This window comes from Mucilaginibacter metallidurans, from assembly GCF_003286435.2.
GTDB lineage: Bacteria > Bacteroidota > Bacteroidia > Sphingobacteriales > Sphingobacteriaceae > Mucilaginibacter > Mucilaginibacter gossypii.
This window is the reverse complement of the sequence record NZ_CP043449.1, coordinates 5,348,405-5,370,949: the sequence shown is the minus strand read 5'-3', so window position 1 is coordinate 5,370,949 and position 22,545 is coordinate 5,348,405. Positions and strand designations below refer to the sequence as shown.

Annotated in this window: 23 protein-coding genes; 22 read left to right on the top strand and 1 reads right to left on the bottom strand. The window is 41.2% G+C overall.

Annotated features, from left to right (window positions below):
* Window positions 1–9 precede the first annotated feature (9 nt).
* From DIU38_RS22715 to DIU38_RS22675, 9 genes are all read left to right on the top strand, one after another.
* Window positions 10–222 carry a heavy-metal-associated domain-containing protein gene (locus tag DIU38_RS22715; RefSeq protein WP_112571157.1) on the top strand — a complete coding sequence of 71 codons (213 nt, stop codon included), beginning with the start codon at window positions 10–12 and terminating at the stop codon, window positions 220–222.
* Window positions 223–325: 103 nt separating this feature from the next.
* On the top strand, window positions 326–757 hold the full coding sequence (locus DIU38_RS22710; RefSeq protein ID WP_112571159.1) for a hypothetical protein: 432 nt from the start codon (window positions 326–328) through the stop codon (window positions 755–757).
* 66 nt (window positions 758–823) lie between these two features.
* Window positions 824–1,387 carry a helix-turn-helix domain-containing protein gene (locus DIU38_RS22705; protein WP_112571161.1) on the top strand — a complete coding sequence of 188 codons (564 nt, stop codon included), beginning with the start codon at window positions 824–826 and terminating at the stop codon, window positions 1,385–1,387.
* Window positions 1,359–4,268, top strand: coding sequence for a multicopper oxidase domain-containing protein (locus DIU38_RS22700; protein ID WP_112571163.1), 2,910 nt, complete (start codon window positions 1,359–1,361; stop codon window positions 4,266–4,268). Before DIU38_RS22705 ends, DIU38_RS22700 begins: the two co-directional genes overlap by 29 nt.
* Window positions 4,269–4,306: 38 nt before the next feature.
* Complete coding sequence (locus DIU38_RS22695; protein ID WP_112571165.1) at window positions 4,307–4,984, top strand: DUF305 domain-containing protein; 678 nt, start codon at window positions 4,307–4,309, stop codon at window positions 4,982–4,984.
* Between the two features lie 30 nt (window positions 4,985–5,014).
* Window positions 5,015–5,632, top strand: coding sequence for a DUF305 domain-containing protein (locus tag DIU38_RS22690; RefSeq protein WP_112571167.1), 618 nt, complete (start codon window positions 5,015–5,017; stop codon window positions 5,630–5,632).
* 48 nt (window positions 5,633–5,680) lie between these two features.
* Window positions 5,681–6,025, top strand: coding sequence for a four-helix bundle copper-binding protein (locus DIU38_RS22685; protein ID WP_112571169.1), 345 nt, complete (start codon window positions 5,681–5,683; stop codon window positions 6,023–6,025).
* A 548-nt stretch (window positions 6,026–6,573) separates the two neighbouring features.
* Window positions 6,574–7,650: an NAD-dependent epimerase/dehydratase family protein gene (locus DIU38_RS22680; RefSeq protein ID WP_112571202.1), complete on the top strand. Its 1,077-nt coding sequence runs from the start codon at window positions 6,574–6,576 to the stop codon at window positions 7,648–7,650.
* A gap of 31 nt (window positions 7,651–7,681) precedes the next feature.
* Window positions 7,682–9,079, top strand: coding sequence for a vitamin K epoxide reductase family protein (locus DIU38_RS22675; protein ID WP_112571205.1), 1,398 nt, complete (start codon window positions 7,682–7,684; stop codon window positions 9,077–9,079).
* Window positions 9,080–9,150: 71 nt separating this feature from the next.
* Here DIU38_RS22675 and DIU38_RS22670 read toward each other — a convergent pair whose 3' ends face one another.
* The gene (locus DIU38_RS22670; protein ID WP_112571207.1) at window positions 9,151–9,384 is read right to left on the bottom strand and encodes a hypothetical protein; all 234 of its coding nucleotides are present in this window, start codon (window positions 9,382–9,384) and stop codon (window positions 9,151–9,153) included.
* A 574-nt stretch (window positions 9,385–9,958) separates the two neighbouring features.
* On the opposite strand from DIU38_RS22670, the gene DIU38_RS22665 reads away from it, so the two are divergent.
* From DIU38_RS22665 to DIU38_RS22605, 13 genes are all read left to right on the top strand, one after another.
* Window positions 9,959–10,663: a class I SAM-dependent methyltransferase gene (locus tag DIU38_RS22665; protein WP_112571209.1), complete on the top strand. Its 705-nt coding sequence runs from the start codon at window positions 9,959–9,961 to the stop codon at window positions 10,661–10,663.
* A 144-nt stretch (window positions 10,664–10,807) separates the two neighbouring features.
* Entirely contained in the window at window positions 10,808–12,058 is a 1,251-nt protein-coding gene (locus DIU38_RS22660; RefSeq protein WP_112571211.1) for a hypothetical protein, read from the top strand.
* A gap of 91 nt (window positions 12,059–12,149) precedes the next feature.
* Window positions 12,150–12,578, top strand: a complete 429-nt coding sequence (locus tag DIU38_RS22655; RefSeq protein WP_112571213.1) for a hypothetical protein — start codon at window positions 12,150–12,152, stop codon at window positions 12,576–12,578.
* Window positions 12,579–12,655: 77 nt separating this feature from the next.
* Window positions 12,656–13,156: a DUF3347 domain-containing protein gene (locus DIU38_RS22650; RefSeq protein WP_112571215.1), complete on the top strand. Its 501-nt coding sequence runs from the start codon at window positions 12,656–12,658 to the stop codon at window positions 13,154–13,156.
* A gap of 77 nt (window positions 13,157–13,233) precedes the next feature.
* Complete coding sequence (locus DIU38_RS22645) at window positions 13,234–13,839, top strand: DUF3347 domain-containing protein (RefSeq protein ID WP_112571217.1); 606 nt, start codon at window positions 13,234–13,236, stop codon at window positions 13,837–13,839.
* A gap of 4 nt (window positions 13,840–13,843) precedes the next feature.
* Window positions 13,844–14,293: a heme-binding domain-containing protein gene (locus DIU38_RS22640; protein WP_112571219.1), complete on the top strand. Its 450-nt coding sequence runs from the start codon at window positions 13,844–13,846 to the stop codon at window positions 14,291–14,293.
* Between the two features lie 74 nt (window positions 14,294–14,367).
* Window positions 14,368–17,079, top strand: coding sequence for a multicopper oxidase domain-containing protein (locus tag DIU38_RS22635; RefSeq protein WP_112571221.1), 2,712 nt, complete (start codon window positions 14,368–14,370; stop codon window positions 17,077–17,079).
* Between the two features lie 199 nt (window positions 17,080–17,278).
* Complete coding sequence (locus DIU38_RS22630; protein WP_112571223.1) at window positions 17,279–17,854, top strand: TlpA family protein disulfide reductase; 576 nt, start codon at window positions 17,279–17,281, stop codon at window positions 17,852–17,854.
* Window positions 17,855–17,861: 7 nt separating this feature from the next.
* A complete protein-coding gene (locus DIU38_RS22625; protein ID WP_223266070.1) occupies window positions 17,862–19,973 on the top strand; it encodes a copper-translocating P-type ATPase in 2,112 nt (703 codons plus the stop codon).
* 19 nt (window positions 19,974–19,992) lie between these two features.
* Entirely contained in the window at window positions 19,993–20,496 is a 504-nt protein-coding gene (locus DIU38_RS22620; protein WP_112571225.1) for a GNAT family N-acetyltransferase, read from the top strand.
* Window positions 20,497–20,514: 18 nt separating this feature from the next.
* Entirely contained in the window at window positions 20,515–20,943 is a 429-nt protein-coding gene (locus tag DIU38_RS22615; protein ID WP_112571227.1) for a hypothetical protein, read from the top strand.
* A 60-nt stretch (window positions 20,944–21,003) separates the two neighbouring features.
* A complete protein-coding gene (locus DIU38_RS22610) occupies window positions 21,004–21,591 on the top strand; it encodes a c-type cytochrome (RefSeq protein WP_112571229.1) in 588 nt (195 codons plus the stop codon).
* 471 nt (window positions 21,592–22,062) lie between these two features.
* On the top strand, window positions 22,063–22,248 hold the full coding sequence (locus DIU38_RS22605; RefSeq protein WP_129567791.1) for a hypothetical protein: 186 nt from the start codon (window positions 22,063–22,065) through the stop codon (window positions 22,246–22,248).
* Window positions 22,249–22,545 lie beyond the last annotated feature (297 nt).

The window sequence follows — 22,545 nt, the reverse complement described above, 5'->3', positions numbered from 1 at the left end:
TCAAATAACATGGAAACGTTCAAATTCAAAACCAATATTAACTGCGGTGGCTGCATAGCATCTGTAACCCCATCATTGGACAATTTAAAGGGTATAGATAAGTGGGAGGTAGATACCGCTAATCGCGATAAGGTACTTACCGTACAGGCAGAGGGTTTAACTGCCGAACAGATCATCGAAAGTGTGACGGCAAAAGGCTATTTTGCACAAAGAATTGATTAGCAAAGGTGTAGACAGAAATCCTGCTGCGATGCCAGCAGGATTTTAATTTTAAAGAAAAATATTTAGTCAAGAACAATTGTAACTTTTTTGTGTAGTAATAATAATGAAAAAGTTTAGTGCATTGATTTTGGCGGCCTTATACCTGATGTTAACATCAGGGGTATCAGCCTGCTTTTTTCATTGCTGTACCGATGCCGGCCCCGGTTATATTAACCATGGTTCCGCATTGTCCAAAACAGATTCTTGTGACGATGATCATTGCTGTGACGAGCCTTCGGGAGATTCCCCTTCTCAAATAAAAAGTCAGCATTGCACTTGCTGCAACCAGCAAAACTTGTCGATGGTCAAGGAAAATGTTAATGGATCAACGGAATTGCAGTTAGAGGTATTTAAAGTTCAACTTCATCAGATTATATATTTTCAGGATTGCGTTGTGCGAGCTACTACTGAGCAATTCAAATGGCCTATAGCTAAAGCACCACCTGATGCCTCAAAGCCATTTATATATATTTTAAATCGTTCTATCCTCATTTGAGTTCAAGCTGCCGCACCCCGCGGATGGTATTTTAATGTTTAATCGTTAACCGCTTGAAACTCGAACATGATCCTTCATATAAAAAATATGGTTTGCGACCGTTGTATTATGGTCGTCAAACAACAAATAGATAATCACAATTTTCTGGTCTCTGACATCAGCCTTGGCGAGGTTCAATTTCACCCCGAACCAAATGAGGAACAGATGCAACAGATCGCCTCCTCATTAAAAATACTGGGCTTTGAAATCATCGATAAGGAACGTGACCAACTGGTAGAAAAAATTAAAAACACCGTTATCAAGCTGGTCCACCATTCAGACCTGACCGGCGTTTATCAAACCCTCAGCAGTATACTTGCCGAAACCCTGCAAATGGATTATTCTTATCTGAGCCGTGTATTCTCCGATCACGAGGATGTAACCATTGAAAAGTTTATTATACAGCAAAAGATAGCGAAGGTGAAGGAACTACTGCAATATGGTGAGCTGAATATGAATGAAATAGCTCATATGATGGGTTATAGCAGCAATGCACATTTGTCTAATCAATTTAAAAGCATTACCGGTTTGACTCCCAGTCAGTATAAATCAATTGATAAAAATGACAGGAAACCACTGGATAAAATTTAATACCATCATGAAAATCACCATTAACCTATTAATCATCTGTCTGCTTGGATTTAGTCATTCAGCCAGTTGTCAGCAGAAAAAAATGCGCATGACCGATACCACCATGCACATGAAAATGCCGATGCCTGCCTCCAAGAAAGTTACGAAGAAACCTAACAAGTCGACTCCGGCTGCTCATCATATGCCCTCAAAAAACACCTCAGGAATGCCAGGGATGAAAATGGATGGCAGTTCAGCTAAGGCTTCTGGCGTTAAAAAAAGAAGTAATGCAATGCCTGGAATGAAAATGAGTAAGAAAAGTATGCCCGGAATGGATATGTCGGGACAAAATACGATGCCCGGAATGAATATGAAGGAAAAGACTGCAATGCCTGGAATGAACATGCAAGATACCGGTATGAAGCATATGGATATGAAAGATCAAATGAAAATGAGCGAAGGGATGCCGGGTATGCATATGAAAGGGATGACTAAACAGGGAAAGGACACCATAGGCAGTACCTCCTCTACCCTGAATGATCATTATATTCATGCCGGAAAACGGGTAAACTATGACCTCTTTATAACGGATACCATTGCAAATTATACCGGAAAACCGGTAAAAGCGATGGCGATAAACGGCCATATACCAGGCCCTACGCTTTCGTTTACGGAAGGAGACACAGCATATATCCGTGTTCACAACCGGATGAAAACGGAAACGTCTATTCACTGGCATGGTGTTTTAGTACCCAATCAGTACGACGGCGTTCCTTATCTCACCACTGTGCCAATCATGCCGGATTCCACCCATACCTTTATTATACCTCTCCGGCAAACCGGAACATTCTGGTATCACTCCCATACAGATTTGGACGAACAGTCCGGCCTTTATGGCTCCATTGTAATACATCCTCAAATAAAAAGCAAAGATTACCCCGAACAGGTGATGCTTTTTTCCGACTGGACGGATTATAAACCGAAAGAAGTGCAAAGGATGTTAAAGCGGGGAACCGACTGGTTCTCCATTCAGAAAGGAAGCGTTCTCAGTTATGGCGGAGCGATCTCAAAAGGTTACCTGGGCGACAAACTAAAACTGGACTGGATGCGTATGCCGGCAATGGATCTGGCGGATGTCAAATACGACCGGTTCCTGGTTAATGGCTACACGGATCAGCAACTGTCCAAATTTAAACCGGGTGAGACGGTTAGACTACGGATCATTAATGGTTCCTCATCCAGTTATTTTTGGTTGAACTATGCGGGAAGTCAAATGACGGTTGTCGCGGCGGATGGCCTGGAAGTAAAACCTGTGACGGTTGACAAGATACTGATCGGAACAGCAGAAACCTATGATGTACTTGTCAAAATACCCTTAAAAGGCAAATACGAATTCCGCGCGACCTATCAGGACGTATCAGGGAAAGTATCGGCTTGGTTAGGGTCTGGTGCTGAAGTTAAAGTTAAAGACATTCCTCCCGTACCCTATTATAAACTAACCCACACCTTCAACCGGATGATGAGCCAGATGAATATGCCTATGAATTCAGTGCCCAGCTCAAAAGTAAAAAATGACGGCCTGCAGTTCAGCAAGAGTACCGGCGAAATGAAAATGGACGGCATGGATATGGGTGATATGAAAATGGATAAAAAAGCAGATAAGCCTACGCCTGATAAAAGTGAAATGAAGATGAATGGAATTGACATGAAGGGCGACTCAAGCATGAAAAACATGGCTGGCAATAAAACAAAAAAAATGCCCGTGAAAGGAATGAAACCCGATATGGGTGACCAGCAGAAAGACATGGGTAAGATGGATATGGGCGAAATGGGTATGGGGGGCATGGGAAGCATGAATATGACTGATGACGGCAAAGGCACGAAGATGGGGCCGGGCGGTTCCATGTTGCTGGGATTAGGTGGTGAAGGGAAGATACTGACCTACGATATGCTTCAGGCAAATAGTTCAACTGTAATAGAAGGCTCTCATACGGTAAGAACGTACCATTTATATCTGACCGGAAGTATGATCCGTTACACGTGGTTGATCAACAATAAGGCTTTATCGGAAGCAGACAAATTATTGATCAGAAAAGGTGAGATCGTAAGGTTTGTTCTACATAATACCACGATGATGGAGCATCCTATGCACCTGCATGGGCACTTTTTCCGGGTTTTAAACGCCAAGGGCGATTCTGCGCCGCTAAAGCATACCGTCAGTATTGAGCCTATGCAGGTAAAAACCATTGAATTTTTAGCGGATGAAGCGCATGATTGGTTTTTTCACTGTCATACCTTATACCATATGATGTCCGGCATGGCCAGGGTGGTCCGTTATGAAGATAACCCAAGCAACCACGAGGTTGCCCCCTATCAGAAAAATAACCCCTTGTTAAAAGACGACCGCCGCTGGTATACCTGGGGTATGGCCTCTTTTCATTCGCAAACAAGTGTAGGGTCTATTTTCATATCGAACACCCGTTATGAATTCAACGCTAATTACAGGTTCAGCTACGATGGACGGTACGAAATTGACCCGCGTTTCCAGCGGTATCTGGATAATAACCAGTATTTGGCTGCTTATGTAGGCGGCAACTTCGAGCAGACAGAAAAAGGTAGGCTGTTTCGTCGTAACGGGGATAACAGCGCAGTTGCCGGTGTGCGCTACCTTCTTCCGCTTTTCTTACAAACAGATGCGCGTATCAGTAGCAAAGGGCAGTTTCGCTTCACGATCAGCCGGGAGGATATACCGTTGACCAAGAGACTGTACATGGGGTCATCCTATAATACAGATAATGAGTTCCAGGTCGATACGCGTTATATCCTTACCAAAAACTTCGCTGTTTCGGCAAGTTACGACAACCAATATGGTTTTGGCGGAGGCCTGACCATCATCTTATAGTATTTAACATCTAACATAAAACAAATAAAAACTAAGCTATGAAAACAACAATTTTAATGATCCCGCTTTTGGCAGCTAATGCCATTAGCTTTAACAGTACTAAGGGTGCGTTTGCAGGTAACAGTCCATTTGCAACAAAACCGGTTATTATTTTTTCGGCACCTGAAATCAAAACAAGCTTTCATGGGGAGGAGCTGATGGAGGTAATGAATAAGATGATGAAAGATATGGAGGCACAGCCGATGAAAGGCATAGTAGACCTCGACTTTGCGTCTATGTTAAAGATCCATCATCAGGGAGCTATTAATATGGCTAAGGTCGAACTCCAAGACGGCAAAGATGCCAAGTTGAAAGCAATGGCCCAAAAAATCATCGATGACCAAACGAAGGAAGTTTCAGATTTGGACCAGTTAATCGCTTCGTTGCAAAGCACTCCCAAAAACTATGACCCTATGAACAAAAGTGCCGGACCGGCAAAAGCGATGCAGGATAATATGATGTCTATGATGAAACCGGGCCATATGTCGATGTCCTCAGTGGACCATGAATTTGCAGACATGATGATTAAACATCATACGGACGGCATTCAAATGGCAAAAAGTATAATAGCCTATAGCAAAACAGACAAGCTACGTTCGATGGCACAAAAATCCATCCCACAGCAAGGCCAGGATATCAAAGGGTTTCAGCAGTGGAAGACCAATCATAAAGGATAAAATTCAGCAATTCATTTTAAATACACTACCATGAAAATTCTATTTAAACTTTCCATCTTAACCGCCTTTGTCGCCGTTTTTAGCGCATGTAAAAAAGATAGTAACCAATTGCAGCTACAGGGGCATGACCAAAATCAAATGATGGGCATCATGCACGCTACAATGGCGAAAATGGATACCTTAAAAATGACCAAAGACCCGGATAATGATTTCGCGCTGATGATGCGCATTCACCACCAGGGTGCGATAGATATGGCCAACCTCGAACTGCAAAGCGGAACCGATGCGACCATGAAACAAATGGCTCAATCCATCATTACAGCTCAGCAGGCAGAGATAGCGCAATTAACATCGTTTTTAAAATCACACCCGGCACACGGCAACGACCCGGATTTCGACATGCAACAAATGATGGATATGCAAAAAGGCATGAAACAAGCCGATCTACAGATCATTAACGGAAGGATCGATCACGATTTCGCCATCCTTATGATCGGGCATCATCAAACGGCAACAGAAAATGCACGATTAGAACTTTTGAAAGGCTCGGAAAGTGCTATGAAGACGATGGCTCAGAGTATTATAGACAGCCAAACTAAAGAAATCAGTCAGTTCCAGGATTGGTTGCTGGCAAATGGGAACAAATAGCTCCATCATTCATATAAATCTAACTACTAACTATATAAACGAAAAATTATGTCACATCAAAAATTCAAAGATTGCATTGATGCTTGTGTAGCGTGTGCGGTTTCCTGTAGCCATTGCGCTACCGAATGTTTAAAAGAAGAAGATGTCAAAATGCTATCTAAGTGCATACAACTCGATCTGGAATGTGCTGCCATTTGCCGGTCAGCTGCCGAGTTGATGAGTTTAGGCAGTGAATATAGCGCGCATCTGTGCCGCATCTGTGCCGATGCATGCAAAGCCTGTGCCGAAGAATGCGAAAAACATGCGCATATGGGTATGGAGCATTGTAAAGAATGCGCCGAAGCCTGCCGCAGATGCGCTGAAGCTTGTGAACAAATGGCTACAGCCGTTTAATTTTAAACTAAAGGTGTGCTGTGAAGCACGCCTTTAGCTTAATAGGTGAGCAATTTTATTCTTACGTGAGTACTGCTAACCAGCAAATATTTCAGAGATAACGAAATGAACTGGATAAGCTTTTGCCGGGATGCAAAGCATATTTTTTAAAGGAAACGATGTCAAATCCATATCAACAGGAATTTATTCAGAAGCTTGAAAGGTGTACTCTGCTTTGTGCATGCTATGTTGCTCAAAATCTGGGGCAGGACCCCTCCCGGGTTACGGGAACGGGAATACACATGGCTTTGGATTGTGCGTCAGTTTGCAAGGCAATGGCGGAAGAACTGACGCTGGAAGACATCATTACCTTACACTTATGCCAGGTGTGTGCATTCATCTGTAACTCCTGCGGGGAAGAACTTGAAAGGCTTGACGGCATGGGTATAGCATATTGCAGTGAGTGCAGTAAAGCTTGTTATCAATGTGCGCAAACCTGTCAACAAATTCTGTCCCGACCTGATAGCATAATTGAAGAACAACCTATTCAAACTTAAAACAGAAGTACAATGGAAAAGGAAAAAAGCGAAACCGCAATCAAATCCGGCGGAATACAAAAGGAACTGATCGTTGTTTCAGGTGCCAGTGGGTTGATAGGTACCGCGCTTATTGAAAAGCTGGCTTCAAAATTTCTTATTGCTGGATTAGACAATGCCGGCTATCCTTTTCCACCTGCCGAAGCTGAATGTATCTGTGTTGACCTTACCAGTGACCAAAGCGTTGAATTCGCTTTTGACCGGATTCGCTATGCTTACGGAAACAGGATTGCGTCTGTAGTACACCTGGCAGCGTATTACGACTTTTTAGGTAAGCCTTCTGACTTGTATGATAAAGTGACAGTCAAGGGAACGGAAAGGTTGTTAAACAACCTTCAGAAGTTTAAGGTAGACCAGTTTATATTTTCGAGTAGTATGCTTGTATATAAACCATCATCTCCTGGTGTAAAAATGGACGAGGAATGGCCGCTTGAACCCAAGTGGGACTATCCAAAATCAAAGGTGGCAACAGAAAAAGTTCTGAATGAGAAAAGGGGCAAGATACCGGTCGTGACAATGCGTATAGCCGGCGTATATAATGAACAGGGCAATTCAATACCCATTACTAACCAGATACAGCGCATTTACGAAAAGCAGATCAGTGCACGGCTCTACCCTGGCGATGTAACTCATGGCAGTACGTATGTTCACCTTGATGATCTGGTTGATTCCATTGTTAAAGTCATCAACAAAAGGAAAGAGTTGCCGCCAGAAGTCATCCTGAATATCGGAGATGACGAAACCTTATCTTATCAGGAATTGCAGGATATTATCAGTAAAGCAATTAATGGCAAAAATTCAGAAATCATTCATATACCGAAGTGGTTTGCCAAAGCCGGCGCATTTATGTTAAATCTTTTTGGCAAAGCATTTATTAAACCCTGGATGATTGATTTGGCGGATGATCATTTCGAGCTGGACAGTACTAAAGCAAAAAAAATGATAGGCTGGCGGCCAAAAAATGGACTACGTAATACTTTACCACAAATGGTTAAAAATCTAAAAGCGGACCCTGAGAAATTTTATAAGGTAAATAAATTAAAAGAGTAAATCCAATAAGTTTTGACCAATTACTAATCATATGAAGCAGCACGATCATTCTTCCATGTCGCCGCAAGGTGAAACATTTTCCCATAAGCAGCTGGCAGATCAAACAAAAATGATCGTTGAACACTACAATAACTTATATTGGACACATGCTACAAATGTCCTGCTCGGGTTTTTTCTTATGGCAGCGCCTTTTACCTTTGGTTATAAAAGCGCCGCAATGACCTATAGCGATTTGATTAGCGGGGTGCTTTTGATTGTCTTTAGTCTGCTTTCGGCTAACCCTTTCCGGCTTTGGGCACCATGGGCTTCTACAATGGTTGGTTTATGGCTCCTGTTCGCGCCGTTGGTTTTTTGGTCACCCGACGCATCAGCTTATATAACTGATAGCATAGCTGGTATCTTCGCCATTGGCCTATCCGTACTTATTCCGGAAATGCCAGGTATGATGCAAATGATGATGACGATGCCATCCGGGCCAGATACGCCTCCTGGCTGGTCGTACAATCCTTCCACCTGGCTGCAGCGCACGCCCATCATTGTATTGGGCTGGATCGGATTTTTTTGTTCCCGCTATTTGACGGCCTATCAATTAGGTTATATTCATCAGGCCTGGGACCCGTTTTTTAGCATGGGAACAGAAAAGGTTTTAACCTCCTCCGTTTCCAAATCTTTTCCGATTTCTGATGCCGGGCTGGGTAACCTATCCTACACCATAGAAGCCCTCATGGGTTATATGGGGATGTCGAACCGATGGCGAACGATGCCCTGGATGGTTAGTTTCTTTGGTATACTGGTTATTCCATTGGGTGTTGTCAGCATCGTGCTGATTACTTTACAGCCCGTTTCGGTTGGACACTGGTGTACCATCTGCCTGGTTACTGCTATCGCTATGGTCATAATGATACCACTTACTTTGGATGAAGTCGTGGCTATGATTCAGTTTTTGAGTAAGCGTGTAAAAGGGGGAAAGCCTTTTTGGCGTACTTTCTGGATGGGTGATACCATCAAAGGCGGCAGTAAAGATGTCCGGACCCCGCTTTTTACAGATTCTATCTCCAAAACGCTTCCGGCGATGGGCTGGGGAATAAACTTGCCCTGGAGTTTGTTATTATGCACAGTAGTTGGATTGTGGTGGATGTTTTATCCGGGCAATTTTGATATAACTGGTAAAGTCGCTAATTATTTTACCACGCTTGGTGCGTTAGTGGTCACTTTTTCCATAATTTCTATGGCAGAAGTTGGTAGGGCTTTAAGGTTGTTAAATATTATTTTTGCATTATGGCTTATCACAGTCATGGATTTTATGAAGTACATACCTCCTTTTCCACTTTGGAATGCTAACATCACGGGTGTAGCACTGATCGTTTTAAGTATACCAACAGGAAAGGTAAAGGAGAAATATGGAACTTTTAATAGATATATTTTTTAAGGGACATAACACGTTCACAGCTAATTTTAAATCATGAGACGAGATAGAAATAAGCATTTGAAAATCTAATATTAACTGAAATGTTCATCATAATATTTCTCAATGCCTTCCCCGATCAGATTTGCGGTTTCCTGATCAAATTCTCCACCTGCCAGGTCCCAGCTTTTATCTTCATTACTGGTAACAGCGCCTATGGTTTTTCCATTCAAAGAAATCGTAAATATTCCCCCTTCATGGTTAATTTCGAGGGTTTTGGAGTAGGTATTAAAACATAAAGGCGCTTTAATAAAAAAATGATTTTCCATGGTGTTTTGAATAATAGTTTATATCATCTCCATTAAATTAAAACGAATACCTCTATAATAGGTTTTCCATAAAAATACGTTTTTGGCAGCGGAGATATTAGTATTGGATACAATTTATATAAGAAACCATTCAACGATTTGCGGGGCTTCAATTCCTTGATTCATAGGTAAAAATTGGTTACAACTATTGGCTTGACAAATTGTTTCATAATCTACCGAGGCCATCCTTCCGAAACGAAACGATGCCCGGCAGTTATAACAGGTATCTCATTAATTAAAACATTAATTATTGTAACTTGTAAAAGCACAATAAACAGCTTTAATACACGTCTCAATATATATTCCATAGAAATGAAAAAGATTAAAAGCGGCCTTATTTGGCTTTTTAAATTCCTATTTATAAAAAAATGTTGCCGTTAACTTCAACAGTTATCATTAGTTCGACAGCAACCCAATCTATAATTTTTACGTACTGCTAATCAACTTAACAGATTATCAAACCTGCCTTAAGTGAATGGTTTTACAATTTGTTTAGTATTAGTCAAACCGGATGTATAGATGATATCACCTTATCATGAATACTAATTTAGGTTTCGAGCAGAATTACATCGCTTTGCGGCAAATAGAGAAACGGATCTATTCTGATATAGAAGTTTTGTTGTTACCTCATATTGCTCGCGATCATGTCCACTATAAAGAGTGGAAAATCAGAAAGCAATCCTGCAGTTTATTGATCTCCTATCTTAAAAGGAAAAGAAAACCCATAAAAATTCTGGAAGTAGGTTGCGGTAATGGCTGGCTTTCTGCGAAGTTATCAGAAATTGGACAATCAGAAGTAACCGGTTTAGATGTTAATCGGGTCGAAATCAATCAGGCGATAAACGTTTTTAGTAAAAAAAATCTAAAATTCATATATGATCGTTTTCCGTCCGAGCATTTAGAAGGACTGAAATTTGATATTATTGTATTTGCAGCTTCGATACAATATTTCAACTGCTTTTCGGAGGTTATAAATGAAGCATTTAAGTGTTTGACAGTGCGTGGTGAAATACACATAGTAGATACGCCTTTTTATAAGCCAGACGAGCTAGCAGATGCTGCAAATAGATCAAAGAAATATTTTTCAGGCTTAGGACATGCTGAAATGGCCCATCATTACCATTATCATTCAATAAATGATCTCTTAGAATTTAATCATAAAATCTTAGCAAATCCCAGGAAATTATTCAACCGTTTGTTTAAAAAGATCAAGTTTCCCTGGGTAATGATCAAGTGTTAGTTCAATACAAAAAACCGCTTATTACTTAAAGTAAACACTATTCCCATTTGTTTTATTCAATTAAGATGATCAATATTTTGAGAAGAATAATGTCATTTGACATTTAATAGAGAGTTCTGCTATCTTAGTGCATCAATTCTAAACATGAGCGAACATTTACAATCTATTATTACGCAGTATAAGAACGATCAGGAATCTGTTTATAATACCTGGTTTATCAATAATGAAGATCGGCTTAAAGCATTCCGGTCCATCCGCAGAGGTGTTTTGCAGGTCATTGATGATATTAAGAGAAAACGTTTCGGCAATGACTTTAAAGGCACTTCCCTGGAATTTGTGTTGAGTTGCATCACGGAGCAGAAGCAAGTTTTTGAAGGTGCTTCGCATCCTTTTTATTGGAAACCGAAGCTGCGAATACCGGATATTTACGAAAACGAGGCTAATAAAGTAGCTTTCGGTCAGTTTTTGGAAAATTGTATCAATGCAAAGAATGAAATTCAACTTATCCAGGAAATCGAAAAGCTGGATGCTTTAAAGATCAAAGGGCTCGGCCCGGCAGTAGCCAGTATCCTATACTTTTTGCATCCAACACTTATTCCTCCGTTCAACACGGCGATCATCAATGGATTTAATTATTTGTTCAAAGACAAAAAAAAACTGGGAAGTTGGAGCGAGTACCTGAAGATCCGGGAAGTCATCATGGATATGAACCGTAAATATTGTAATGAGCTTTCCATGGACACCGGTGCTTTTGCCGGCTTGTTGTTTGAGATTGGAACGCAAAAACTGCTGTTAGGTAAGGATGAATATTTATCAGAAACTGAACGAACCAGGCTGGAAAAATTAATTGAAAAGCGGCACAAAGACAAAAGGGCAGAGACAGAGGACGAACATTTACATAACGAAATGCAATATCACCTGCTCAAGATCGGGCATTCGTTAGGGTATGATGTAATAGCCGCCTCTAATGACCGCTCCAAATCATGGAACGGAAATAAATTTACTTTTATTTCCCTGGAAGAATTTCCGAGATTGAATCTTGAAAAAGAAGTATTGAACACAGTCAAACTCATTGATGTGCTGTGGTTCGCTAAAGGCACGGCCAAGGTGATCGCCGCTTTTGAAGTTGAAAAGAGCACAAGTATTTATTCGGGGATATTACGATTGACAGATTTGAACTGTAGTGTACAGGACGGCGGTGAAGTATTATATTTAGTTGTCCCCGATCAGCGGGAAAAGGATGTTATTATGCAGCTTTCGCGGCCCTCTATTCGGAAAGGGAATATGCAAATGAGCTATATCTGTTTTTCTGATCTGCGTCAATATTGTGATGCAATCTGCAAATTAGGGGAGGATCATCATAGCATGAAAAAGATAGCGAAATGCGTTTGTTAATCGCAATAAGCGTGACCAGAGGTAATTATGTAATTTATTTACCAAATTATGTAAACATTTATAAAAATAGTTATGTAGATTTGTTCGGAAAATGAAAAGTAAGGCACTATTTCTTTTAACTGTTTTTTTACTGAACACGCTTGCCGGGTTCAGTTGTGCGCTCCATATGAATATGGAAGGTACGGGAAAAAGCATGTTGCATGAAGAGAGTTTGCACGGCGCCCATCATGATCACATGACAATGATGGCTCCTCCAGGGCCCAAAAGCGATGGTCCGCAACTTGAGTCAAAAGCAAATCCTTGCTGTCAGGAAATGTCCAATAATTTTGCGACTCTGGCCAAGCTTATTCCGCAAACTGAGAAGGTTTCTATTCAAATTCCATTTATCTCTGCAGGATCATACTACGGTTTCCGTTTTCTACCCGCATATGATTTGGATGTGCCTTTCAATTACCTGATACCTCAAAAGCGGCCTCCGACGCGGGGCATCCGGCTTATCATCCGTAGTTTTCAAATTTGATTTTTTTTTAATTTTAGTTGCTTGTTGACATGGTTAGCCATGCCCAAATTGTTTATTAAAAATTAATTAAAATCAAAATGAAAAAAATATTTCTTTTAGTTGCATTAGTTGCAGCTACTTTTACCCAAACTTTCGCTCAAAATAGCGCAAAGCCATCTGCACTTGGTTCTTTATTGTCATCGTATTACGATGTTAAGAACGACTTGATCAAATCCAACAGCACCGATGCAGCGACACATGCTGCTGACTTTCTTAAAGCGGTGAATGCTGTTGATATGAAATCATTGCCCGCAGCTGATATGAATGCCTTTATGTCCTTTCAGGACAAGTTAGCCTTCGATGCCAAGCATATTTCAGAAAGTAAGGATATCGCCCATCAGCGCGAGCATTTCGCCAACTTCTCTTCCAACTTCTTTAAATTGGCCAAGGCGGTAAAACTGACCGATCAGGCAGTTTATTACGACTATTGCCCGATGAAGAAAAGTTATTGGTTGTCTGCAGATGCATCGATCAAAAATCCATATTTCGGTAGCCAGATGCTGACCTGCGGTAAGGTTACTGAAACCTTAAATAAATAAATTATTTCCCACTATTTAATTGATATACCCGGAGCATTTTTTTGTTCCGGGTGTATCTTAATTTCAATTTAAACGATATGAAAAATATAATCATTGTTTTGGCCATCGGCCTTACCACTTTATCTATAGCCGCTTGTAATAACAATTCAAAAAAAACGACTGCGCAAGCGGGTAATGATACTACAGCTGCGGCAGCTGCAACAACTACCGAACCTAATTCTTCAAAATCCGGGGTCGATGCTAAAACGAGTGCTTCGGTTAAAGAGATGGTTGCGAATTATTTACAACTGAAGAATGCTTTAACCACTGACAACACTAACGATGCGGCTACTGCCGGCAAAGCATTATCGGAAGGTTTCGTAAAACTCGACAAATCGGTATTGACCGCAGACCAAAAAAAGGCGTATACAGACATAGCTGATGACGCGAAAGAAATGGCTGAGCATATTGGCATAAGCGGAGGCAAATTACCGCATCAACGCGAACACTTTGACATGCTGAGCAAAGATATGTACGATCTGGTGAAATTATTTGGAGCGGGCATGCCTTTATACGTGGACCGCTGCCCGATGTTTAATGATAAAAAGGGTGCAATCTGGCTAAGCGAAACAAAAGAGATAAAAAACCCTTACCTGGGTTCGTCAATGCCTACCTGTGGTTCGATCAAAGAAGAATTAAAATAAAAGTATGAAGCGTAAAGTTTTAATTGGGCTGGGTGTCGTCGTCATTTTATTTATTGTCATTCAGTTCATACCCGGGCAATACAACCAGAGTAAACAGACCTCGGCGAACAATATCGCTCAGGTATATAGTATGCCACAGGACGTACAGGCGATTTTAAAGAAAGACTGTTATGATTGCCATAGCAATAACACCAATTATCCCTTTTACGCGCATTTGCAGCCAATGCGGCTTATGCTGGACAGGCATGTCCGTAATGGCAAGGATGAATTGAACTTCGATGAATTCGGAACGTATTCGGCGAGAAAGAAAAGAAGCAAGTTGCGGGCAATCAGCACAAGTTTAGATGAAGGAACTATGCCCCTGCCTTCATACCTGATTATTCACCGTGATGCTGCACTTAACCCGCGAGACACGGCTTTGATCAAAAATTGGATCAGGAAAGTCAACGAATAAAGTAATGACTAAAATAGCCAGTCAGTCGCGGAAAGGCTGACCGGCTATATTGTCCTAAATATGAACATGTAAAGATGAAAAAAATATTAGTAATTGTGGTACTGCTTTGTTTAAAACAGCTGGCATTCGCTCAAGGCGATATGCAGAATATGGCTGGTATGGAAAAAAAACAAGCGGTTACCTATACCTGCCCGATGCACCCGGAAATTCATGCTTCAAAGCCGGGAAATTGCCCGAAATGCGGCATGAAGCTGGTCAAAGAAAAAAACAAAACCGTTGCAAAAAAGGACAATGGTATGCAAATGCCTGCGAATCCTACTACAAAAAAAGCAGGTAGTATGGATGGAATGAAAATGGGTGAAGAAAATTCTAACCCAAATCCGGAAAAATCAAGCGGCATGTCCATGAAAAACGATGGTCAGAAAACGGATAATATGGAGGGAATGAAAATGGGTGATAACGATGCTGCTTCGGCTGAAATTAAAAGCGCCAGGGCCAATTTAGGGCCTATAAAAACGATTGCTGCTGTTTCTCCTCCGCATACCGTTCGTTACGACTTATACGTCAGGGATACTACGGTAATGCTTGGAAAAAAACCAAAGCGCGCCATTGCGGTGAATGGTCAGATCCCCATGCCCACACTGACATTTACCGAAGGCGATACCGCGGAAATATGGGTTCATAATGAATTGAATGAAGAAACCTCACTTCACTGGCATGGGTTGTTTTTACCCAATAAAATGGATGGCGTGCCTTACATTACACAGATGCCTATCAAGCCTCATACCAAATATCTTTATAAGTTCCCAATCGTGCAGCATGGTACACACTGGTACCATAGCCATTCCGGATTGCAGGAGCAAATCGGTATGTACGGAGCCTTCATTATGAAAAAAAGGCAGGAATGGAATATTCCGTCGATCCCGGTGGTACTAAGCGACTGGATTGATATGAATCCTAAAGAAGTGGAAAGAAGTCTTCACAACCAAACGGACTGGTTTAGTATCCTTAAGGGAACGACTCAGAGTTATGCTGAAGCGATTCGTACCGGTCATTTGAAAACTAAGTTGACCAATGAATGGAAAAGGATGACCGCTATGGATGTGAGCGATGTGGCTTATGACAATTTCCTGATCAACGGTAAAAACCAATCGACGCTGTCGCAATTTAAGGCCGGGGATAAAGTAAGGCTGCGGATAGCCAATGGTGGAGCCTCGTCTTATTTTTGGCTAAACTGGGCAGGTGGTAAGATCACCGTGGTTGCGAATGATGGTAATGATGTAGAACCGGTTGAAGTGGACAGGCTTATTATAGCGGTGTCAGAAACCTACGATGTTGTGGTAACGATACCCGATAATAAAAGTTATGAATTTTTAGTGACCCCCGAGGACCGTACCAAACATGCTTCGCTCTGGCTGGGTAGTGGCGAAAAGGTTGCGGCTACAAAAATGCCGAAGCTAAAATACTTTGCCGGCATGAAAATGATGAATGACATGATGGACATGAAGGGCAACCTGGTAAAGATGGACGGGATGGATATGAAAAACCAGGAGATGGATATGAATACCGTCATGTATCCGGAGATTTCGGGACCTGAAAATCCTGCTGACACGATGAAAAGTAAGCAGGATATGCGGAACAGTGATATGAACAAATCCCCTGTGCCGGCCAAGGATAGCAGCAAAAAAATGCAACCGCAAGGTGGGGCTCAAAGCATGGCTGGTATGGATATGGGAAATAGCAATGCAGATATTGTAACCCTTAGCTATGCGATGCTCCGGGCACCTGAAAAAACAACCTTACGTTCAGGTCCGGTAAAAGAACTCAAATTTAATTTGACCGGTAATATGAACCGTTATGTCTGGAGTATAGATAATAAGGTTGTCTCCGAGGCGGATAAAATTTTGATCAAGAAGGGGGAAAACGTGCGTATCATTTTATATAATAATACGATGATGCGACATCCCATGCACCTGCACGGACATGATTTTAGGGTGTTGAACGGGCAGGGCGAATACGCCCCGTTAAAGAACGTGCTGGACATCATGCCTATGGAAAGTGATACTATCGAGTTTGCCGCGACCGAGCCGGGCGGCGATTGGTTCTTTCATTGCCATATCCTGTATCACATGATGAGCGGAATGGGACGTGTATTTAGCTACCAGGATACCCTGGTTGACAAAACCGACATCACCAATCCTAAGTTAGCTCAGCGTCGTTTAAACGCTGACGATCAAATGCCTCACCCAATGGCGCGTATCGGATTGGAAAGTAGCGGCTCCGATGGAGAGCTTATGTTCGCCAATACCCGTTGGAAAGCAAACTCCATATGGCACCTGGGTTTAAATGCTAAGATGGGTTACGAAAGTGAAACCATGGTTGGTCGCTATATCGGGCGGAATCAATGGTTTTTCCCTTATGTAGGATTCGATTACCATTATAAACAATTTAATCCCGATGAAAAAAATATTTTTGGCAGCGATTATAAGAACTTATTTGGACAGGTAAGCAACAAGGAACACCGTAGAACAGTGGTAGCCGGTATGGCCTACACCTTACCGATGCTGGTCATCGCGGATGCACGTATTGACGGTGATGGTAAATTACGGTTCCAATTGGGACGTGAGGATATTCCATTATCAAAACGCCTTCGTATGAATTTCATGATCAATACCGATAAGGAATATGCAGCAGGATTAAGATATATTGTCACCAAATACTTTTCCTTATCGAGTCATTATGATAGCGATATGGGATTGGGTGCAGGTTTAACAGTAACTTATTAATTTTATCTAATGCCGGCTCATGAGTCGGCATTTTTTATTTAACGGCGACAGGTTCACGGATACATTGTTCAGTATCTGCGGTGGCTATTATTTTTATAAGTCATGGTCTGAGTATAGCTTCTCCACTTATTGGGTTTACTTGAAAATATAGGCACTTAATAGCGGTCAAAATATAAAAATATTAAATAACAAATAAACAATGAGCCATCAAACATCCATCACGAAAATGAAAGCCTGTAAAATTGTAGCTATCGGCTTATTTCTGATAATAACAGCTGCGCTCAATGGTTCGGCTAGCCCTTTCTATTCATATACAAACAGCCTTCCGGTACCTGGCTTTAAAGATTCTTTTGTAGATAAAGAAACACCATCTTTTACGCTGGAAGACAAAAATGGTAAAAGGATAAAATTGACCGACTTAAAGGGGAAAATCGTACTTATTAATTTCTGGGCTCCGTGGTGCGCGCCTTGCAGAGAAGAAATGCCCGGCTTGGATAAATTGTACAGACATTTCAAGGAAGATACAAACGTAATATTCATCACAGTGGATATGGATCATAATTTGAAAAAGTCTCTTGCTTTTATGAGCAGCAATCAATTGATGCTTCCTGTTTACGTTGCAGAGACTCAGATTCCTGCAGATTTTATAGGTGACGCAATCCCTGCAACGGTTATTTTAGATCAATCTGGCAAAATTGTTTTCAAACAAGAAGGGGGATTAGACTTTAACGATGAGCATTTTATCAAGTATTTAAAGAGTTTATTAACAAAATAAGTCAACAATGAAAGATATTCACAAAGATCATCCCGGGGATATGAATAACATATCATCACCCCATAAACATGAAAATCAAGCCTCAGAAGCGACATTAAACAAAGACCCTATGGGGCATGGCAAACACGCTGCGCAAGCCGGTATGGGGATGGCGGGCCATGATCATCACGCTATGATGATCGCTGATTTTAAGAAACGGTTTTATGTTGTTTTGGCGTTAACTATTCCCGTAATGTTGCTTTCTATGCAAATTCAACAATGGCTGCGCCTTGATCTACATTTTGTCGGTTCCAATTACCTCCTGTTTGGCCTGTCAACCGTCGTCTTTATTTATGGTGGATGGCCGTTTTTGTCTGGATGGTTTAGTGAATTGAAAGCAAAAAATCCGGGTATGATGACCTTAATCGGTTTTGCGATAAGCGTAGCTTATATCTATAGTGCAGCAACCGTATTTGGTTTGAAAGGAATGGACTTCTTTTGGGAACTGACAACGCTGATCCTAATCATGCTCTTAGGGCACTGGATTGAAATGCGTTCAGTTGCCGGGGCATCGAGGGAATTAGAGTTGCTGGTACAGTTGATGCCTGCTGAAGCGCATTTGATTGATGGTAAAAACACAAGCGAAGTTAAAACCGATAGTTTAAAGTCGGGTGATCTGATCTTAATCAAACCGGGTGAAAAAATTCCTGCTGACGGCATTATTGAGGATGGGGAAAGTTACCTCAATGAGTCTATGCTAACGGGAGAGTCTACTCCGGTGCAAAAATCCAAAGGACAGGACGTCATCGCAGGTTCTGTAAATGGCAACGGTTCATTACGGGTAAGAGTAACTCATAGTGGCGAAGATTCTTATTTGTCCAAAGTAATTACCCTGGTTAAAAATGCCCAGGATGCAAAATCCAACACGCAGCTATTAGCCGATAAAGCAGCAAAATGGCTGACCATTATCGCGCTTATAGCAGGTATCGGCACTTTTGCCTTTTGGCTGGCAGATGGTAAAGACCTGGCCTTTGCCATGGAAAGAATGGTTACGGTCATCGTTATCTGCTGTCCCCACGCTTTGGGGCTTGCCGTTCCGCTTGTAGTAGCAAAATCGACCTCTCTTTCTGCGAAGCATGGCTTGCTCATTAAAAACAGGACCGCATTTGAAAACTCCCGAAAGATCAGCACGATTGTTTTTGATAAAACCGGAACCCTTACGGTGGGAAAATTTGAAGTGGCCCGGGTACTTGTGATCGACCATCAAAGCAATGACCATCAAAAATGGGAAAATGAAATGCTGCGAATTGTCGCCGCGCTGGAGCAAAATTCAGAGCATCCTATTGCCACAGGAATTCTTGCCGAGATCAAGAAACGTTCTTTGGATGTTCCCAAAGCAATAGACTTTCAGGCGATAACAGGTAAGGGCGTGGAAGCAATGGTGGAGGGTAAACACCTCAAGGTAGTAAGCCCCGGCTATCTTAATGAAAAGCATATCGCTTTACCAGAGGGATTTGAGGCTAACGGCAGCGAAACGGTGGTCTTCGTTATAATCAATGAGGTTTTATACGGCTATATCGCTTTATCAGATACGATACGCCCTGAGTCGGCTGAAGCTATACAAACTCTGCATGACAACGGGATCAAATCACTGCTATTAACCGGCGATAATAGTCAAGTCGCTGAAAGTGTAAGCAACCAGTTAAAAATGGATGGCTTTTTTGCCGAGGTTTTACCGCATCAAAAATTAGATAAAATCAAGGAATTGCAGCAAAAAGGTGAGTTCGTAGCCATGACCGGGGACGGGGTGAACGATGCACCGCCGCTGGCTCAGGCAGATATAGGTATTGCGGTAGGTTCCGGCAGCGATATTGCGGCGGAAACCGCAGGGATCGTTTTAGTAAATAGTAATCCCAAAGACATCGTTAGTTTGATCCTGTTTGGAAAGGCGACCTATCGTAAAATGGTTCAAAATCTGGCTTGGGCGACAGGTTACAATGTGGTGGCCTTGCCCCTTGCCGCCGGTGTGCTTTATAACCAGGGTATTGTATTAAGCCCTGCAGTGGGAGCTGTATTGATGACCGTTAGCACGGTCGTAGTGGCCATTAATGCAAGCTTACTAAAAGTAAAACAGTCATAAGTTATTATAGAACAATGGCATGGATTATTCAATTTACATCAGGCCTTTGCTGATCAGCGATGCGGAAAATAATTTGAAGTGGAGTATTGATCCGGAATTGTGGAAATTAACCGGTGAAAGGCCGGAAAAATACATATCTATGGATTTGGAAGTCGCCTGGTTGTCTTATGTGCTCCGAAATACGACAGATAAATGTTTTGCCATATGTCTGAATTTTCCTGACCATCATATAGGGAACATCGAATTAACGAATATTACCGACCAAGAGGCACAATGCAATGTACTTATCGGGGAAAAACTATTTTGGGGTAAAGGAATAGCGGGTAAAGCCTTATCCCTGGTCAGCGACTACGCCTTCTCCTATCTCAAATTAAAACGCCTCTACACAAAAATTTACAGTGAAAATAAGCCTGCACTTTCCCTTTTTAAAAGGTGTGGGTTTATCGCAATTGGATTAGCCGAAAATAATTTTATAAAGCTTACGGTCGATTTAGAAGATCATCAAGTTAAATTGTCTCATTAACTATTTGCTAAAATAAAAATGATAAAAATTTTCAATTTATTTAAAAAAGCGAGGGCTGAACCGCCAGTCGACATAGATTTTCTTTCTTCAAGCTATCTTCGTTATCAGGACAAACAAATTGTAATAAGCCCCCAGACGGACAGCTCAGGTCGTCATGCAGAAAATACAGCCATCAGGGTCAAAACTAACATGCCTGCGAATCCGGGATATAGTGTTTTTATTAATAAGTCTGACGAGAATATTACCGGAGACACGTCTGTCATGCCAATTCCTATGAGCATCGTGCATACCAACAAATATATTACCGTCTTAAAAGGTTTTGGGGTTCACCCGAGCGGAGGTAGATATTCAGATTATGGATTGACAGTACGATGGACCGATCAGAAAATAGAAAAAATAATTTTTCATCTGCACGATAGGGATGTAAACATTGAGTTCAGTAAATGATAGCCGAACTAATACGTACAATATCATCGGCCTCTTTTTAAACCATTAAAAGCTATTGCTATGAATTCAGATCAATTCATCCGTAGACTACTAATCACTAACTTAATTCTGCTATCGGCCATAAAATTTGCATTAGCGCAGGACCCGGTAAAAGGTAAGGCATTATTCATAGCCAACAACTGTAGCACCTGCCATAAAATAGATGAGCAAATGGTGGGGCCGGCTCTAGGCCCCATGGTGACAATGGGACACAAAGAAGATTATTTGATCAGTTGGATACAAAATAATCAGGCCCTTATTGAAAAAAAGAACCCTGAGGCATTGAAGATTTATAATAAATTCAATCAGCAGCAGATGCCGGTGTTCAGTAACCTCACGAATAAGGACGTTAAGGATATCATTTCCTATATAAGAAGCGAGTGGCAAACCATGCAAACCGCTAACAATGATATGCAAGGTAAAGGAAAAACCGGTGAGAGAAAATTATCTGCAGAAAATACCTGGCCAATTATTGCACTAATTATTACCTTGATTATTACGTTCCTCATTATTGTTATGTTAAACAAGACAATAGCTCGGCTGGAAGGCCTGTTGCTCAACAGGAAAAAAGTGTTGCCCAAAAAACAATTTTCAAAAAAGAAAAGATAGGGGGAATTGCCAATCAAAACAGCCTGTTTGTAAAAAATATTATTACGGCTTGAATTTAACGCCGATAACAACGACGATGGAATTGTTGATAACCGCATTATAAAATTTATCAGCGATCAAATAGACATTTTGTCGTCAGGCTTTTCTTAAGCAAGTTTCCAAATGTTTGTCTTTCCTGACTGATATAGGTTGAACTTATTCCCCTGATGTTGCTAAAAAGATTTGCCGGATCATTGATTTGTATTTCTGAGTTCGGTAATAGAAATAATGGCACATCCATTCCTTTTATATTAATTTAAATGACAGCAGAGTTTGGCTTTTATTAAACATTAAATGTGAGCCAGAATTACCTGCAAATAAATCGCCAATTAGCTTAACACGATTATTTAAATTCCTATCAGTTAAATTCTTAAATACTGGAACGACTATTGTTTGTATAAGTGATTACCTTAATAATAAACTGAAAATACCATGAAAAAAATTTGTTGTATGATTGCCCTAGCCGCAATCTCATTTAGCAGCGTTTATGCGGAACCAAACATAAACTCATCTGTGAAAGCCGATGTGTTGCAAACCCATAAGAAAAAAGTTATTCATAAGAAAAAAAAGCCAATGAAAATGAAAAAAGGGACCTCGATGGGTAAAATGAAAATGTAATTGTAACACTGTTTTAAACGCCCCGGCTTACGGGGCTTTTTTATCTACCACTATTGTTGAGAGTCTTTAAGTTCTTTCAACTTGGCTATCATTAATCTGATCTCTGCTTACTGTCTTGTGATAATACCTTTCGCCGCTTCAGCTCGGACTTTCTAGTCGATCTCGACTATTTTTTGGGTAATCTTATTTCCTATTGTGTGATCCAATCGTGTGCGATGGATGTTAATCCGCTACACTCGGTTTGACGAAAGCTATTTATAGTTGTTGTTCAGGTCAAAAAATAGTTTAGTTGCGGCC

Coding starts and splice junctions, on each gene's coding strand:
- DIU38_RS22650 (WP_112571215.1), top strand. CDS start 12,656: ATGAAAAAAATATTTCTTTTAGTTGCATTAGTTGCAGCTACTTTTACC.
- DIU38_RS22700 (WP_112571163.1), top strand. CDS start 1,359: ATGACAGGAAACCACTGGATAAAATTTAATACCATCATGAAAATCACC.
- DIU38_RS22655 (WP_112571213.1), top strand. CDS start 12,150: ATGAAAAGTAAGGCACTATTTCTTTTAACTGTTTTTTTACTGAACACG.
- DIU38_RS22630 (WP_112571223.1), top strand. CDS start 17,279: ATGAGCCATCAAACATCCATCACGAAAATGAAAGCCTGTAAAATTGTA.
- DIU38_RS22605 (WP_129567791.1), top strand. CDS start 22,063: ATGAAAAAAATTTGTTGTATGATTGCCCTAGCCGCAATCTCATTTAGC.
- DIU38_RS22635 (WP_112571221.1), top strand. CDS start 14,368: ATGAAAAAAATATTAGTAATTGTGGTACTGCTTTGTTTAAAACAGCTG.
- DIU38_RS22670 (WP_112571207.1), bottom strand. CDS start 9,384: ATGGAAAATCATTTTTTTATTAAAGCGCCTTTATGTTTTAATACCTAC.
- DIU38_RS22625 (WP_223266070.1), top strand. CDS start 17,862: ATGAAAGATATTCACAAAGATCATCCCGGGGATATGAATAACATATCA.
- DIU38_RS22665 (WP_112571209.1), top strand. CDS start 9,959: ATGAATACTAATTTAGGTTTCGAGCAGAATTACATCGCTTTGCGGCAA.
- DIU38_RS22685 (WP_112571169.1), top strand. CDS start 5,681: ATGTCACATCAAAAATTCAAAGATTGCATTGATGCTTGTGTAGCGTGT.
- DIU38_RS22660 (WP_112571211.1), top strand. CDS start 10,808: ATGAGCGAACATTTACAATCTATTATTACGCAGTATAAGAACGATCAG.
- DIU38_RS22710 (WP_112571159.1), top strand. CDS start 326: ATGAAAAAGTTTAGTGCATTGATTTTGGCGGCCTTATACCTGATGTTA.
- DIU38_RS22695 (WP_112571165.1), top strand. CDS start 4,307: ATGAAAACAACAATTTTAATGATCCCGCTTTTGGCAGCTAATGCCATT.
- DIU38_RS22645 (WP_112571217.1), top strand. CDS start 13,234: ATGAAAAATATAATCATTGTTTTGGCCATCGGCCTTACCACTTTATCT.
- DIU38_RS22705 (WP_112571161.1), top strand. CDS start 824: ATGATCCTTCATATAAAAAATATGGTTTGCGACCGTTGTATTATGGTC.
- DIU38_RS22640 (WP_112571219.1), top strand. CDS start 13,844: ATGAAGCGTAAAGTTTTAATTGGGCTGGGTGTCGTCGTCATTTTATTT.
- DIU38_RS22690 (WP_112571167.1), top strand. CDS start 5,015: ATGAAAATTCTATTTAAACTTTCCATCTTAACCGCCTTTGTCGCCGTT.
- DIU38_RS22675 (WP_112571205.1), top strand. CDS start 7,682: ATGAAGCAGCACGATCATTCTTCCATGTCGCCGCAAGGTGAAACATTT.
- DIU38_RS22680 (WP_112571202.1), top strand. CDS start 6,574: ATGGAAAAGGAAAAAAGCGAAACCGCAATCAAATCCGGCGGAATACAA.
- DIU38_RS22620 (WP_112571225.1), top strand. CDS start 19,993: ATGGATTATTCAATTTACATCAGGCCTTTGCTGATCAGCGATGCGGAA.
- DIU38_RS22610 (WP_112571229.1), top strand. CDS start 21,004: ATGAATTCAGATCAATTCATCCGTAGACTACTAATCACTAACTTAATT.
- DIU38_RS22615 (WP_112571227.1), top strand. CDS start 20,515: ATGATAAAAATTTTCAATTTATTTAAAAAAGCGAGGGCTGAACCGCCA.
- DIU38_RS22715 (WP_112571157.1), top strand. CDS start 10: ATGGAAACGTTCAAATTCAAAACCAATATTAACTGCGGTGGCTGCATA.